The sequence below is a fragment of the Vibrio sp. 11-4(1) genome (genome assembly GCF_013048625.1).
GTDB lineage: Bacteria > Pseudomonadota > Gammaproteobacteria > Enterobacterales > Vibrionaceae > Vibrio > Vibrio diabolicus.
Window position 1 is genome coordinate 139,667 of record NZ_VHSY01000004.1, and the last position, 13,541, is coordinate 153,207.

A 13,541-nucleotide genomic window follows, 5' to 3' on the forward strand; every position below is an offset into this window, starting at 1 on the left:
GGCTATCAGCCTCGCCACCTTACTTGTAAAAGACTCGCATCATCATCAAACTCATCTTTGTTCTGCCAAGATTGTACTTGTTCAAAGACACATCTAGCCTGCACTTCTGCTTCTAATTGCGAAGTACAAACAGCTTTTATACTTGATGCCAACCTTTGTACTGAAAACATCGCCTCGCCTCGCCTCGCTTCTATCAAACCATCCGAATAAAGCCATACTACATCCCCCTCACTCAGAATAATTTGATTACCAACGTACTCCATCGGCTGCAAAGCGCCAATCATGAAGTTGTCTTCACCCGCCAGCTCTGTAGTTTCGGTGCTCGCTCGCCAAACAAGGAATTTAGGATGACCAGCAGTACAATAGCGAAGTTGTCCTGATTCTGTATTAAGAATGGCATAAACCATAGTGAAATAAAGCTGACTGTTTCTAGTTTGCTGATACCGTCGGTTTAGCCGATCAATAACGGCTGCTGGTTCACTGATACAGTAGTCGCCATCTCTTAGCTCCATGGTTATCGAATCAGGTCCCAGATTTTGAGATAACGTCTGTTGGATAGAAAAAGCCATCAAAGCAGATGAAACACCATGACCTGAAACATCGAAAACATAAAATGCGACATGTTGTTCATCAAGCTCAAAATACCCCAACATGTCACCACCAATCTGGGAGCACGGTTTGTAGGCGTAACTAAATTGCATGTTCTGGATAGACGACTCCGCTGGGAGTAGTTGCTCCATCAGGTGACTAGCAGACTGTAAATCTTGATGGATCATTCGATAGGCTGCATCTAACTCTTTATTTCTCTCAACGAGTTTGTTGTGCAGTTCTAAAGTACGAAACCCCGCACGGATTCTGGCCTGAAGCTCCTCTACAGACGTTTTCTTATCCACAAAGTCATCTGCGCCAGCATCGATGCCTTTCACGATTGAGCTTTGGTCATTTCTAGAGGACAATAAAACAAAGAAAATGTAACGTTCACTAACTTGCGATTTTAATTGCCGACACAGCTCAATACCATTAATGCCAGGCATCATTAAGTCACTAAGTACAAACTGAATATCTTTGCGATAAGTCAGCACTTCAAGTGCGGATTGTCCGTCTTCAACAGCAATAACTTCATATCCCTGCTTTTCTAATGCACTGCTGATATAAAGTAGTACTGTTTTACTGTCATCGACCAAAAGAATGGATTTCATTCGCCTCCTTAAGACGGTAGTCGGGCACGCTAACGTAGAACACTAGTCACTGATTGCTCATTTCTAAAACGACTATAATCTTCAGCTAATAACTGGTGTTGATATCGAGTGTAAGACAGCGCCTCATTGGAGATTAATATCTGATGTTCTTTCTCTATTAACTGACTTTGCAGTTTTTCAATCTGTTCATTCTGCTGTGTGTTATTGAGGTACAGCGCGACGAGACCAAAGACCGAAACCATTAAAAGAGCAATAAGAACATTATTGATAGTTTTAACTTGAATACGCATGACCTCTCCTTGTCTATTAATAGACTTCCCACTATGAAAAGAACGTCTACAGACTAAGAGCGCTAGGCTCTAAAACGCATTGAAGCCCATTGAGGTTGTTTTTCCAATTATAGGCGATAGGAGACAAAATAAGAAAAAAGCTGAAGAATTTGAATATCCTTGTGAATTCGAAAGGCAATAGCAGCGAGCAATGATCTACTCGCTGCTGGTACATCAACTTAGAAATGCAGGCCGAGCTGAAACTTGCTCATACCAACGCGCAATGTTTGGTGCAGTAGTAAACACATCGATTTCTAGGCCTTTAATTGCAAAACCAATCAAAATAAAGCCTGTAATATCGACGATAGTAAAATGGTCAGCGGCAATGAACTCGCTTTCACCAAGTCGCTTATCTAACAACGGTAAAAACTCTTGCACGCGTTGCTTGGACTCTTCGCCCCACTCTTTAACACAACGCTCTCTATCTTCATAGATAGCTGTGATGTTTCTAAATGCTTGAAAAGCAGCATACAGACCTTGAAACTCCACCACGCGATGCCACATTTCCACTTGCGCGCGCTCAAGTTGGTTTGCCCCAAACAGAGCTAAATTATTTTCAAACGCTTCATCCAGATAACGACAAATTGCGACGCTCTCACAAATCGTCGTGCCATCTTCAAGCTCAAGCAATGGCACTTTTCCATTGACGCTTTTTTGCTTGAAATCTTCCGCTAGATTTTCGCCGTCACGCACATTTAAAGCGATGCGTTCAACATCGCCACCAATTTCCTTTAAAAAAATGCTAACTCGCTTACAACTTGGAGTTATCGCGGTTTCGTAGAGCTTCATTTTATATCCTTTCTTCTTTTTCTAACCGATTGGTTAGGATATACTGTAGCCAGTTTATAAACGATCAGTCAAGAACTTCATTTCCCAAAAGTTGTTCAATAAGTTTAGGAGTGGTTTGAGAAAAACCGCTCAGGTAGGTACGCATATGGCAAGAAAAGCCAACTTCGATCGAGAAGAAAAACTATTAGTCGCTATGGACGTTTTTTGGCGCAAAGGTTTCGCTAATACATCCATTTCTGATCTCACCGACGAGTTGAACATCAACCGCTTCAGTCTTTACAACACCTATGGTGACAAGCAACAGCTTTACTACGAAGCGCTCGATACTTACTTGAAAAAGGTCTCGCTACCGTCATTGAATGATTTGGAAAAAGACAACGCGTCTCTACCAGAGTTAGAATCGTTCCTTAAATCTTTTGCTGAGCTGCAGCGCAAACGCAACTGTGGGTGTTTTATTCAAAATGCGTTGATTGAGCATGCAGGTGAAGACGATGACGTACTGCGCAAAGGGCATTTTTTGTTTGACCATCTTATCGACATCATTGCGGATTCACTAACCAATGCGCAAAAAGAAACCTTAGTGCCGAAAACGCTGAAACCAGAAGAGCTCGCTCGTTTCGTTCTCAACAACATGCAAGGTATGCGCGTACTTGGCAAAGCCAAACGTTATGCAGACTTGGATACGGCGCTTTCCTGCTTGCTGGTTTTAATTAGGAAGTAATATGTCGATTGAAGTGATAGCAGTTCGTCTTACCAAAGGCATGGACTTAAAGCTGAGCCTAGCGAAATTGGTCGAGAAGCACGGTATCAAAGCAGGCTCGATTGCCTCATGCGTTGGCTGTGTCTCTCACCTCAATCTTCGTTTGGCAGGTGCAGAGTGTACGTTAACCAAACAAGAGCCATTTGAAATCGTCTCTGTGATGGGAACACTGACGCCTGAACATCAGCACGTTCATATCTCGGTGTCTGATCGTGATGGACGAGTCTGGGGCGGGCATTTAATGGAAGGCACGGTTATAGACACCACCGCAGAATTGATCATCCATTCTTATCCAGAACTTGAGTTTACCAGAGCGATGGACGACTCGACTGGCTATACCGAACTCCAAGTGAATCCGTCCAAATAGCAAAAAGCTCCAGAGCCATACTGTGCTGTCTCTGGAGCTTTATTCGCTTGTCTCTTACGCTAAGAATTTACTCATATCGATCAAGCTAATTTCGAGGATCATTCTTCGACTAAATAACAAACCTGATTATCGTCGACCGTTACTCGCCACGTTTTTAGACAGTGCGCTTCGTCTTCCAAACACTGCCCACTCTTTAAGCTGAAATGCTGTTTGTACAGTGGTGACGCAACACACATCTCACCATCGATATCACCGACAATCCCTCGACTCATCACATAAGCCTTACCAATTGGGTCCCAATCTTGAACGGCGTAAACACCGCTATCAGGAATGTAGAATAACGCGACATGCTCGCCTTCAATTAACACAGTGGCACCGATGAACGGCATTAGGTCATCAAGCTGACACAGTTTCACTTTGGTTAAAGCTGCCATTTACACCTCCTGTTTCACCGGAATACGCTGACCGCGCACACGTTGGTACGGTAAGACTTTGCTGCCCGACGTGCTGTTCAAGAAAGGACGGAAGCGTTGCAATTTCTGAGGATTATCCAGCGTACTCTTCCACTCACATTGATAGGTATCTACGACGCGCGCCATTTGTTCATCCAAAGAATCACATAGATTCAGAGAGTCATCCAAAATCACTTGTTTAAGGTAATCTAGGCCCCCTTCCATGTTCTCCATCCACACCGACGTACGCTGCAAGCGATCAGCAGTGCTGACGTAGAACATCAAGACTCGGTCAATCATGGTGATCAACTCTGATTTGGATAAGTCGGATGCAAACAAATCAGCGTGTCTTGGTCTCATGCCGCCATTACCACAAACGTATAGATTCCAGCCGTTTTCGGTGGCGATCACCCCAATGTCTTTACTTTGCGCTTCTGCACACTCACGAGTACAGCCCGATACGGCAAACTTAAGCTTATGGGGCGCTCGCAATCCTTTGTAGCGGTTCTCTAACTCAATGGCTAATCCGACCGAGTCATCAACACCATAGCGACACCAAGTAGAACCCACGCAAGATTTCACGGTGCGCACCGATTTGCCGTAGGCGTGCCCTGTTTCAAAACCAGCATCAATTAAGGTTTGCCAGATTTCTGGGAGTTGCTCTAACTGCGCACCAAATAAATCCACGCGCTGACCGCCAGTGATTTTGGTGTACAGATCGTATTGCTGAGCGACTTCACCAAGTACGATGAGTTTGTCTGGTGTAATTTCGCCCCCCGGAACACGAGGTACAATCGAGTAAGAGCCGTCTTTTTGCAGGTTTGCCATAAAGGCATCGTTAGAATCTTGTAGAGATTGATGCTGTGGCTCCATGATGTGTTCATTCCACAAAGAAGCAAACACTGATGCTGCTGTCGGCTTACAGATATCACACCCATGCCCTTTACCATGCAGTGCGATTAAGGTGTCGAAGTCTTTGATCTGTTCCACTTGGCAAATATGGAACATCTCTTGCCGACTCAGCTCAAAGTGCTCACAAAGGTGGTTGTTAACCTCTACCCCCATGGCTGCCAATTGAGTATCCAATACCGATTTGACCATATTGCTACAGCCACCACAGCCAGTACCTGCTTTGGTGTTGGCTTTAAGATCCGTCAGGTTGGTGGTGCCAGCTTGTATCTCGGCAACTAAGTCGCCTTTTGTGACGTTGTGACAAGAACAGATGATGGCGCTGTCTGGCATCTCTCCGTCCAGCATTCCGGTATCAAACAGCAGGTTCGCCGCGTGGTCTGGCAGAACCGTTTTGTTCAAATAACACTGTAAGAGCGCATCGTAATCGCTGTTGTCACCGACGAGAATCGCACCAAGCAATTGGGTGCCGCTCGCATCAACCACCAGCTTTTTGTAGATGCCTGCAACCGCATCTTGCAAGACCATTTCTTGTGCGCCTTCGGTCTGCATTTGTGTATCGCCAATAGACGCCACATCCACCCCAAGCAGCTTAAGTTTGGTGCTCATGTCTGCACCTTTAAAACCTTCGCTTGGCATACCAGTCAAGACATCGGCAGTAGTTCTCGCCATGGTGTAACCGGGTGCGACCAAACCAAAGATCTTCTGCTCCCAAAGAGCACATTCGCCAATCGCATAAATATTCTCATCGCTGGTTTGGCATTGATTGTTAATCACAATGCCGCCTCGCTCGCCGACTTCTAGCTCAGCCATTCTTGCCAACTCATCTTGAGGGCGAATGCCTGCGGAAAAGACAATCACATCTACTTCGAGAGGATCTTTGTCTTTAAACACCATACGATGTTTAGCCGTTTCACCATCGCAGATTCGCTCCGTACCCGTCGAGGTATGTACGGTTAACCCTAGCGCTTCAATCTTCTCTTTTAGCACTAAGCCGGCACCATCATCTAACTGCACGGGCATCAGACGTGGCGCAAATTCAATAACGTGAGTTTCTAACCCCAATAGTTTGAGTGCGTTTGCCGCTTCTAAACCCAACAAGCCACCGCCAATCACTGCGCCCGTTCTTGCGCCTTCACATGCCTTTTTGATTTGTGAAAGATCATCAAGCGTGCGGTAGACAAACACGTTATCGCGGTCTTTACCTTCAATTGGCGGCACAAATGGGTACGAACCGGTCGCGAGCACGAGTTGGTCGTAACCCAGCACATCTTCACCATCAAGCAGAATGCGCTTTTGCTCTCTGTCGATGCCTGTTACTTGGCTGCCAAGTACGAGTTGGATGCCATGCATGTCGTACCATTCTTGGTTACTCAGCATCAAATCATCATGAGACTTACCCGCAAACAAAGAGGACAACTGTACACGGTCATACGCGATAAAGCGCTCTGCACCAATCACGGTAACTCGGTGCTCCAAATGCGCGTTTTTCTGCACTAATTGCTCGACGAGGTGTTGCCCGACCATACCGTTGCCTACCACAACGATGTGGCTCAATGCGTTCTTTACTGGAATCGTTAAAGGACTGTTCATCGCTGCCTCCTTATGCCGTTTGCGCTGCGGTTTTAGGTTTGTCTTCTTTCGAAGCAGGAATCTCGACTTTGGATTGCTTCTCGTAAAGGAACTTCAACACCGCTTGTCGACACTTTTGATACTGCGCATCATCCGCCAGTGCTACACGCTCGCGAGGGCGAGGTAGATTCACTTCTAACACTTCACCAATGGTTGCCGCCGGCCCGTTAGTCATCATCACGATTTTGTCGGATAGCAGCACCGCTTCATCCACGTCGTGGGTAATCATGATGACGGTATTGTTTAACTCGGCTTGGATCTTCATCAGTGCATCCTGTAGATGTGCACGTGTTAACGCATCCAACGCGCCAAATGGTTCATCCATCAGCAAAACCTTTGGTTGAAGTGCCAGTGCTCTCGCAATACCGACTCGCTGCTTCATACCACCTGAGATTTCATCCGGCTTTTTGTGCGCGGCATGCTGCATTTGAATCAACTCCAAATAGTGGTTAACTTGCTCCTGAATCCACACTTTGCCCTTTTTTCCGGCGATTTGTTTTACTGCGAGCTCAACGTTTTGATACACAGTGAGCCAAGGCAATAATGAATGGTTTTGGAACACAACTGCGCGGTCAGGTCCCGGTCCAGCTACTTCTCGTCCATCGACGATCACGCCGCCGTCTGTTGGCATGTGCAGCCCTGCGACTAAGTTCAATACCGTTGATTTACCGCAGCCAGAGTGACCAATTAGGGATACAAACTCACCTTTATTGATTTGTAAATCGACGTTCTTAAGCGCGATGAACTCGCCATCTGGCGTTGGGAATCGCATCCCTAAACGCGTTAGATCTAATAATGCTTTTTCCATGATCGTTTCCCTTATCTCAACGCTTGTTGTTTATTCCAAGACAGCCACTTTTGAAGTTGCAGCATGCCTCTATCGAGCATCAAACCGATAAAACCAATGGTGATGACTGCCACCATGATGCGCCCCAATGATGCTGAACTGCCGTTCTGGAACTCATCCCAAACGAACTTGCCTAACCCTGGGTTCTGCGCGAGCATCTCTGCCGCAATCAATACCATCCAAGCGATACCTAAAGAGAGACGTAAACCTGTGAAGATCATTGGAATGGCAGAAGGTAAAACGATGGTGCGAATGTGCTGCCACCATGAAAGTTGGAGCACTTTACTCACGTTGATTAAGTCTTTATCAACGCTCGTCACACCCACAGCGGTGTTAATCAGCGTCGGCCACAAGCTACACAGCGCCACTGTGATCAGAGAGTTAATGAACGACTTAGCAAACATCGGGTCATCACTCACATAAGTGGCACTCACGACCATAGTGACGATAGGCAGCCAAGCCAAAGGTGATACGGGCTTGAGCAATTGAATGATTGGGTTGAACGCTTGATACAGCCCTTGATTAAGACCAAGCACGATGCCAAGCGGAATTGCGATGACAGTCGCCAGTAAAAAGCCCGCGGTTACAGTCACTAGGCTTGTTATGATTTGATCGAAGAACGTCGGTTTACCTGTGTAGGGACGAATCTTCACTTCCGCGTCCGGATTCTTGGCTAACTTCGCAGCATTGCGCTTTTCCTGACGCTCGATAAACGCTTGTTCCTTTTCTCGCTCTTGCCAATGGTCATCGACAAGGTTGCTGAACTGCTGAAAAGTTTGCACTGGCCCCGGTAGCGTACCTAATGAAGTTTGTACTTCTCTCGCTGCTAAGTGCCACATTGCCAAAAAGATCAGCAAACCAATGACGGGCAAAAGCACCAGCCGACTTCGGTTCACTACCTGCTTAGCAGGAAAAAGGGAAATGACATTACTAGACATACTCACTCCTAAGAAATTTACATCCTTGTTGCCACAAGCGAATTCCCTCGCCTGTGGCGTTTATCGTTATGGTTAAACCTTGTCTTTTCCTTTAAGCCCGATAGAGAACTTCTCCAGATATTTATTTGGCTCACGACCGTCATAAACGATGTTGTCGATAAAGTGTGTTTGTGGCGCACGGAAACCATCTTCAGCACTAAAATCTGGGAAGTCTTTTTTGCTCAACACACCATCTTCAATTAGTGCTTGAGCCGCTTGTTGGTAGATATCTGGACGGTAAACCTCTTTTGCCACATCCATGTACCAATCATCGGATTTCTCGCTTGAGATCTGCCCCCATCGACGCATTTGGGTCAGGTACCAAATCGCATCGCTGTAATACGGATACGTGGCGTTATGACGGAAGAACACGTTGAAATCTGGCACGTCTCGTTTGTCGCCTTCCTCGTATTCAAACGTGCCGGTCATTGAGTTGGCGATAACTTCGGCATCGGCTCCAACGTATTCGCTTTTTGATAGCATCTTCACTGCTTCTTGGCGGTTGGCATTGTCATTTTCATCCAACCAATGTGCCGCTCGAAGCAAGGCTTTCACTACGCGAATGTGTGTGTTTGGATACTTCTCAGCCCAAGCTTTGGAAACACCAAACACTTTCTCTGGGTTGTTCTTCCAGATCTCGTAATCGGTCACGACTGGTGTGCCAATGCCTTTGAATACGGCTTGTTGGTTCCATGGTTCGCCTACGCAGTACCCTTTGATCGTGCCCGCTTCCATTGTTGCTGGCATTTGTGGTGGCGGTGTAACACTCAAAAGAACGTCAGCGTCCAACTGGCCACTGTTATCGCCTGAGTCTGGTGCGTAAAAGCCTGGATGAATCCCGCCTGCCGCTAACCAGTAACGCAACTCATAGTTGTGTGTCGATACAGGGAACACCATGCCCATGTTGAACGGTTTGCCTTTATCCAGATAGCTGTCGACCACAGGCTTAAGTGCATCCGCTTTGATTGGGTGAACTGGTTTGCCATCTGGTTGCTTTGGAATGTACTGCTTCATCTGCTCCCAAGTGTCATTGGAAACCGTAATTGCGTTGCCGTTCAAATCCATACTGAACGCGGTAATCACTTCTGCTTTTGTGCCGACACCAATCGTTGCGCCCAATGGCTGACCAGCAAGCATGTGCGCGCCAGCAAGCTCACCATCGATGACTCGGTCTAAAAGCACCTTCCAGTTTGCTTGCGCTTCTAAAGTGACGTACAAGCCTTCGTCTTCAAAAAAGCCTTTCTCATAAGCAACCGCCAGCGGTGCCATATCGGTTAACTTAATAAAACCAAACTTCAGGTCTTCAATTTCTGGCTCACCCAACTCTGCCTTTACGCTGACCGTGGTGAATACCGATAACGAAATTGCTGACACTTTCAGCATCGAACTCCATTTCATTGGTTTGCTCCCATAAAAAAAGCGCCACTACTCCGAAGAGCAGTAGCGCCGTTGCTAAGTCTACAATTACCGCCGTTGATAATTGAGATAAGCGATTCAACAATAAACCCAATTCTACTAATCCAATTACTGTGCCAACTTATTTTTTACAGTAAATACAATAAATTAGTTGATTCTACCGTTTCTAGTTCCCTGTTATTGCTTGCTGATAGTGCAACACGCACCACGTTAGAAAACGTACTCTAACCCCAAAGTGGTAGAGCAACTAATCAAGCACCTCCAAAGTAGTTATCAAATTCTTGGCAACTTGTGCGAGCGTTTGGCTCGATTGCATGGCTGAATTTCTAAGTGCTTTATAAGCCTGTTCTTCATCAACGCTGTGCATCTTCATCAGCAGACCTTTGGCTTTTTCCACCAGCTTGCGCTCTTCAATCTTATGGGTCAGCGATTCAATTTCCGATTGCATACTTTCGAATTTCGCTCTCACTAGTGTCGCATGTTCAATCCAAGGCTGAAGCGCAAACTCACTATCGTGCGGCATGAGCACATAGTCCATTTTTTCTTATAACCGATTGATATCATTAGATGATAACTGCTTTAAGACGATAAGAAGTGGTGCCGATTTTCTGCGGCAGAAATCGACGATCAAACGCAGTTCCGCGGTTGGTTGCTGCCATCCAACCACAACGCTTGCCGACGGTTCTCGTTGCATTAACGTTTCTAGTTGTGCCAATTGGCAGCCGATGATGTTGTCGTAATCTTTGCTCAATAAGCCGGACAATCGAGCCTGCTCTTGGAGGCTATCACAGCATACTATGATGGGTGTTTTTGACGTTGATTGAGTCATGCACATTCCTTGTTTATATCTCACTCACTAAGAGAGACATAACAAGGAATGTGCCAATTAAAGTTGAAGCGTTTTAACTAGAGGCGAGATGTTCTTTGAAGAAACCTAGTGTGCGTTCCCACGCGAGCGCCGCTTCTTCTGGTGCGTAGCGAGCCGTTGAGTCGTTATGGAAGCCATGGTTGACGTTTTCATACATTAACGCCTGATATTGCGCATCGTTCGCGATCAATTGCTGCTCATAGGCAGGCCATGTGTCGTTGACGCGCTTATCGAGCCCTGCGAAGTGAATCATCAACGGCCCTTTGACCTGCTTTTGAATCTCTTGCGCCGCCGGTGTTCCGTAGAAAGGCACACCTGCATCCAGCTCTTCTGGCATTACCGCTGCAAGCATATTAACGATGTATCCACCGAAACAGAACCCAACAGCGCCTAATTTACCGTTCCCACCCTCGTAGTGTTTAATGAAATTAGCAGCAGCAATAAAATCTTGTTCGATCTTGGCTCTGTCCATCTCTTTCTGCATGGCGCGACCTTCATCGTCGTTCCCCGGATAGCCACCGAGTGGATAAAGCGCGTCAGGAGCGAAAGCAATAAAGCCGTCTTTCGCGAGTCGTCTGGCGACATCTTTGATGTATGGGTTTAGGCCTCGATTTTCATGAATCACCAACACTGTCGGCGATTTTAAGGTCTTCTTTTGTGGCACAACCAAATAGCCGCGACCTTCCCCATGTCCATTAGGCGAAGCAAAGGTTTCATAGGTTGCTTTGATCTCAGGATCATTAAAAGAAACTTGCTCTGCGAGTGCATAATTTGGAGTCAGAGCATCAACCAGGGCCGTCATACTAAAACCTAAAACAGCGAGGCCACCAAGACGGTTGAGAAACTCTCGACGAGAGATTTTGCCATGTGCGTATTCGTCATACCAATCGAAAGCTTCTTGTGGAATGGGATGTGACGCCTTGTTGTTAGAATTTGAGTGCTTTAGAACCATTATCCTTGTCCTCATTTCTTATCGAAAAGTAAACTCATCAGGCCTCACTGATGTTTGCCCCAATCAGCTGTGAGACACTTCAAGTGATAAATACATCACTGACAAGCTTACACAAACAATAGATAAAGGATTCCGATCCAACAACGTTTCGCGGTTAGCTCGTCACAGGATTAACTGCCACAACAATAGTTTTCCCAATAAGTAAACGCATGTTCAAAGGCCTGTTCCCTATCGTGCACTTGAGCAAAGAGTACAACTGTCATCGTTGCCAAAACCGTATTCGCCATTTGGTTCATGTCATCTTCTGACGTCCCAAACGGACAGTTCGTAGGCATTGGCACCTCAGACAGCATTTGCTCCGTCCAGTAGTGCGATGTCACGCCGCTTGTTTGGCTTAACCATACCGTTTGGCTTACTTTCGGGTTGTATTCTGATTCGCCCGATTGCCCTTTGAATGACACAACGGCGTGAGCGGTTTGACCGATTTCATATTCGACTTCTGCATGAAGTTGTTGGAAACCAGGATGGAAGCTACCACGAATACCAACCGTTGCTTGCCCCGGATTCAATGTTCGAACCACGGTATTAATCGGCGTTCTAAGCCCATAACGATTCTTCCAACCGATCATGGTTTCTGCTTGAGGAGCAAATGCACTGAGCGGTAGATACACGATGTTTTGTGTTTCTAACACACGCTTTGCGTCTTCTGCTGATTCCGCTTTCGTAATAGCAAATTTGCCGAGGTAATCTTCGGCGTGTAAACGTCCAGATTGACGGTCGTGATAGCCATGCATCAGCACTTTATGACCATTATCGGCAAGGATCTTCGCTGCCAACAGGTGCCAAGGCTGACCTGCCGCTTCACGTTTGCCTGCGTAACATGGCCAGTCGATGTCTGCACCAATAGCAGGCATGCGGGATTGGAATGCTTTTACAAAGCCAGCGATTTCTTGTTGAGTCTCGTTTTGTACGCGGATCAGCATCAGCAGCATTGCCATTTGATCATCATCGCACTCTCCGTTTAGGTATTCATCCATAACTCGAAACGCTTGATCAAAGTTCAGTGGTTTTCTACCACGTTCGCCACGACCGACTGTTCTGATACATTCCAAAATGCTGCTCATATTCCCTCGTATTCCGTCACTGACTGTACGGTTTCTATTAGTTGTTCGCGCAGTTTGACAACTTCTCCCATCACAATCAATGCTGGGCTGATGCCTTTAAGTGTAATCGATAACTCATTGAGCTGATTGAGTTGGGTCACATGAACTTGCTGCTGAGGGCTGCAACCATGAGTGATGACCGCAACAGGGAAATCTTGGTTCAAACCAGCGCCGACTAAACCGATTTGTATGTCTGCCGATTTTTCTAATCCCATGTAGAACACCAATGTTTGTCCGCTTTGCATCAGTTGGCTCCACGCTTCAAATGCGCCTGTTACCACTTGCCCTGTAACAAAGGTAACGCTGCGAGCAACGCCACGATGAGTCAGCGGAATCAAGCTGTTTGCTGAACATCCAATCGCAGCAGTAATACCGGGGATGACTTCGTAAGCGATAGAGTGTTTGACGAGTGCTAATGCTTCTTCGCCTCCACGACCAAATACAAAAGGATCTCCCCCTTTTAAGCGCACAACTCGCTTTCCTTGTAGAGCGAGCGACACCAACAAATTACAGATTTCTTCCTGACCAATACTAGGTTGTCCGCATCGTTTGCCCACGTAAATCCAATCGGCTTGTGGCGAAGCCAACTCCAAAATATCTTTGTTAACCAAACGGTCGTATAGCAATACCTCTGCCGATATAATCGCTTTCACTGCCTTCACGGTTAACAAGTCTGGATCGTGCGGTCCTGCTCCGACAATCGAGACAAAACCTTTGTGGTTCGCATCTAGATCTGCGGAGTGATTTTCTAGAAGTTGGTTCAGTTTGCTTGCTTGGTCATGCTTAGAAAAGCGAGACGAGCGTTCTTGATTCTGACTCGCTTGTCCTTTCTTAAACCAAGACTTTTGATAAGGCGCTTCCATGTGCTTATCCTCTTTATG

At 46.4% G+C, this 13,541-nt stretch carries 13 protein-coding genes and 1 pseudogene; 2 read left to right on the forward strand and 12 right to left on the reverse strand.

The window, feature by feature from the left end; translation table 11 throughout:
* Positions 1 to 5 precede the first annotated feature (5 nt).
* The 3 genes from FKN16_RS09555 to FKN16_RS09565 all read right to left on the reverse strand — a co-directional run bounded on the left by FKN16_RS09555 (position 6) and on the right by FKN16_RS09565 (position 2,317).
* On the reverse strand, positions 6 to 1,199 hold the full coding sequence (locus tag FKN16_RS09555) for a SpoIIE family protein phosphatase (RefSeq protein ID WP_047009248.1): 1,194 nt from the start codon (positions 1,197 to 1,199) through the stop codon (positions 6 to 8).
* A gap of 29 nt (positions 1,200 to 1,228) precedes the next feature.
* Positions 1,229 to 1,489 carry a hypothetical protein gene (locus FKN16_RS09560; protein ID WP_005395662.1) on the reverse strand — a complete coding sequence of 87 codons (261 nt, stop codon included), beginning with the start codon at positions 1,487 to 1,489 and terminating at the stop codon, positions 1,229 to 1,231.
* Positions 1,490 to 1,702: 213 nt separating this feature from the next.
* Entirely contained in the window at positions 1,703 to 2,317 is a 615-nt protein-coding gene (locus FKN16_RS09565; RefSeq protein WP_047009249.1) for a glutathione S-transferase, read from the reverse strand.
* Between the two features lie 145 nt (positions 2,318 to 2,462).
* Here FKN16_RS09565 and FKN16_RS09570 point away from each other — a divergent pair, with 145 nt between their 5' ends.
* Positions 2,463 to 3,038 (forward strand): TetR/AcrR family transcriptional regulator, encoded by a 576-nt coding sequence (locus FKN16_RS09570; protein WP_170902690.1) that lies wholly within the window; start codon positions 2,463 to 2,465, stop codon positions 3,036 to 3,038.
* Position 3,039: 1 nt separating this feature from the next.
* Positions 3,040 to 3,444 carry a PPC domain-containing DNA-binding protein gene (locus FKN16_RS09575; protein WP_170902560.1) on the forward strand — a complete coding sequence of 135 codons (405 nt, stop codon included), beginning with the start codon at positions 3,040 to 3,042 and terminating at the stop codon, positions 3,442 to 3,444.
* A 98-nt stretch (positions 3,445 to 3,542) separates the two neighbouring features.
* Here FKN16_RS09575 and nirD read toward each other — a convergent pair whose 3' ends face one another.
* The 9 genes and pseudogenes from nirD to cobA all read right to left on the reverse strand — a co-directional run bounded on the left by nirD (position 3,543) and on the right by cobA (position 13,523).
* Positions 3,543 to 3,878, reverse strand: a complete 336-nt coding sequence (gene nirD / locus FKN16_RS09580) for a nitrite reductase small subunit NirD (protein ID WP_045587811.1) — start codon at positions 3,876 to 3,878, stop codon at positions 3,543 to 3,545.
* Positions 3,879 to 6,398, reverse strand: coding sequence for a nitrite reductase large subunit NirB (gene nirB, locus FKN16_RS09585; RefSeq protein WP_170902561.1), 2,520 nt, complete (start codon positions 6,396 to 6,398; stop codon positions 3,879 to 3,881).
* Between the two features lie 10 nt (positions 6,399 to 6,408).
* A complete protein-coding gene (locus FKN16_RS09590) occupies positions 6,409 to 7,245 on the reverse strand; it encodes an ABC transporter ATP-binding protein (RefSeq protein WP_045461721.1) in 837 nt (278 codons plus the stop codon).
* A gap of 11 nt (positions 7,246 to 7,256) precedes the next feature.
* Positions 7,257 to 8,222, reverse strand: coding sequence for an ABC transporter permease (locus FKN16_RS09595; protein WP_005375889.1), 966 nt, complete (start codon positions 8,220 to 8,222; stop codon positions 7,257 to 7,259).
* Between the two features lie 72 nt (positions 8,223 to 8,294).
* A complete protein-coding gene (locus FKN16_RS09600) occupies positions 8,295 to 9,659 on the reverse strand; it encodes a CmpA/NrtA family ABC transporter substrate-binding protein (protein ID WP_170902562.1) in 1,365 nt (454 codons plus the stop codon).
* 265 nt (positions 9,660 to 9,924) lie between these two features.
* A pseudogene (locus tag FKN16_RS09605) lies at positions 9,925 to 10,506 on the reverse strand (ANTAR domain-containing protein).
* A 73-nt stretch (positions 10,507 to 10,579) separates the two neighbouring features.
* On the reverse strand, positions 10,580 to 11,497 hold the full coding sequence (locus tag FKN16_RS09610) for a dienelactone hydrolase family protein (RefSeq protein ID WP_048625125.1): 918 nt from the start codon (positions 11,495 to 11,497) through the stop codon (positions 10,580 to 10,582).
* A gap of 170 nt (positions 11,498 to 11,667) precedes the next feature.
* Complete coding sequence (locus tag FKN16_RS09615; RefSeq protein ID WP_170902563.1) at positions 11,668 to 12,621, reverse strand: glycosyl transferase family protein; 954 nt, start codon at positions 12,619 to 12,621, stop codon at positions 11,668 to 11,670.
* Complete coding sequence (cobA, locus tag FKN16_RS09620) at positions 12,618 to 13,523, reverse strand: uroporphyrinogen-III C-methyltransferase (protein ID WP_124008001.1); 906 nt, start codon at positions 13,521 to 13,523, stop codon at positions 12,618 to 12,620. Before cobA ends, FKN16_RS09615 begins: the two co-directional genes overlap by 4 nt.
* Positions 13,524 to 13,541 lie beyond the last annotated feature (18 nt).

Bases quoted from the DNA above. Each gene is read 5' to 3' on its own strand.
- FKN16_RS09555 (WP_047009248.1), bottom strand. From the start codon at position 1,199: ATGAAATCCATTCTTTTGGTCGATGACAGTAAAACAGTACTACTTTAT.
- FKN16_RS09560 (WP_005395662.1), bottom strand. From the start codon at position 1,489: ATGCGTATTCAAGTTAAAACTATCAATAATGTTCTTATTGCTCTTTTA.
- FKN16_RS09565 (WP_047009249.1), bottom strand. From the start codon at position 2,317: ATGAAGCTCTACGAAACCGCGATAACTCCAAGTTGTAAGCGAGTTAGC.
- FKN16_RS09570 (WP_170902690.1), top strand. From the start codon at position 2,463: ATGGCAAGAAAAGCCAACTTCGATCGAGAAGAAAAACTATTAGTCGCT.
- FKN16_RS09575 (WP_170902560.1), top strand. From the start codon at position 3,040: ATGTCGATTGAAGTGATAGCAGTTCGTCTTACCAAAGGCATGGACTTA.
- nirD (WP_045587811.1), bottom strand. From the start codon at position 3,878: ATGGCAGCTTTAACCAAAGTGAAACTGTGTCAGCTTGATGACCTAATG.
- nirB (WP_170902561.1), bottom strand. From the start codon at position 6,398: ATGAACAGTCCTTTAACGATTCCAGTAAAGAACGCATTGAGCCACATC.
- FKN16_RS09590 (WP_045461721.1), bottom strand. From the start codon at position 7,245: ATGGAAAAAGCATTATTAGATCTAACGCGTTTAGGGATGCGATTCCCA.
- FKN16_RS09595 (WP_005375889.1), bottom strand. From the start codon at position 8,222: ATGTCTAGTAATGTCATTTCCCTTTTTCCTGCTAAGCAGGTAGTGAAC.
- FKN16_RS09600 (WP_170902562.1), bottom strand. From the start codon at position 9,659: ATGAAATGGAGTTCGATGCTGAAAGTGTCAGCAATTTCGTTATCGGTA.
- FKN16_RS09610 (WP_048625125.1), bottom strand. From the start codon at position 11,497: ATGGTTCTAAAGCACTCAAATTCTAACAACAAGGCGTCACATCCCATT.
- FKN16_RS09615 (WP_170902563.1), bottom strand. From the start codon at position 12,621: ATGAGCAGCATTTTGGAATGTATCAGAACAGTCGGTCGTGGCGAACGT.
- cobA (WP_124008001.1), bottom strand. From the start codon at position 13,523: ATGGAAGCGCCTTATCAAAAGTCTTGGTTTAAGAAAGGACAAGCGAGT.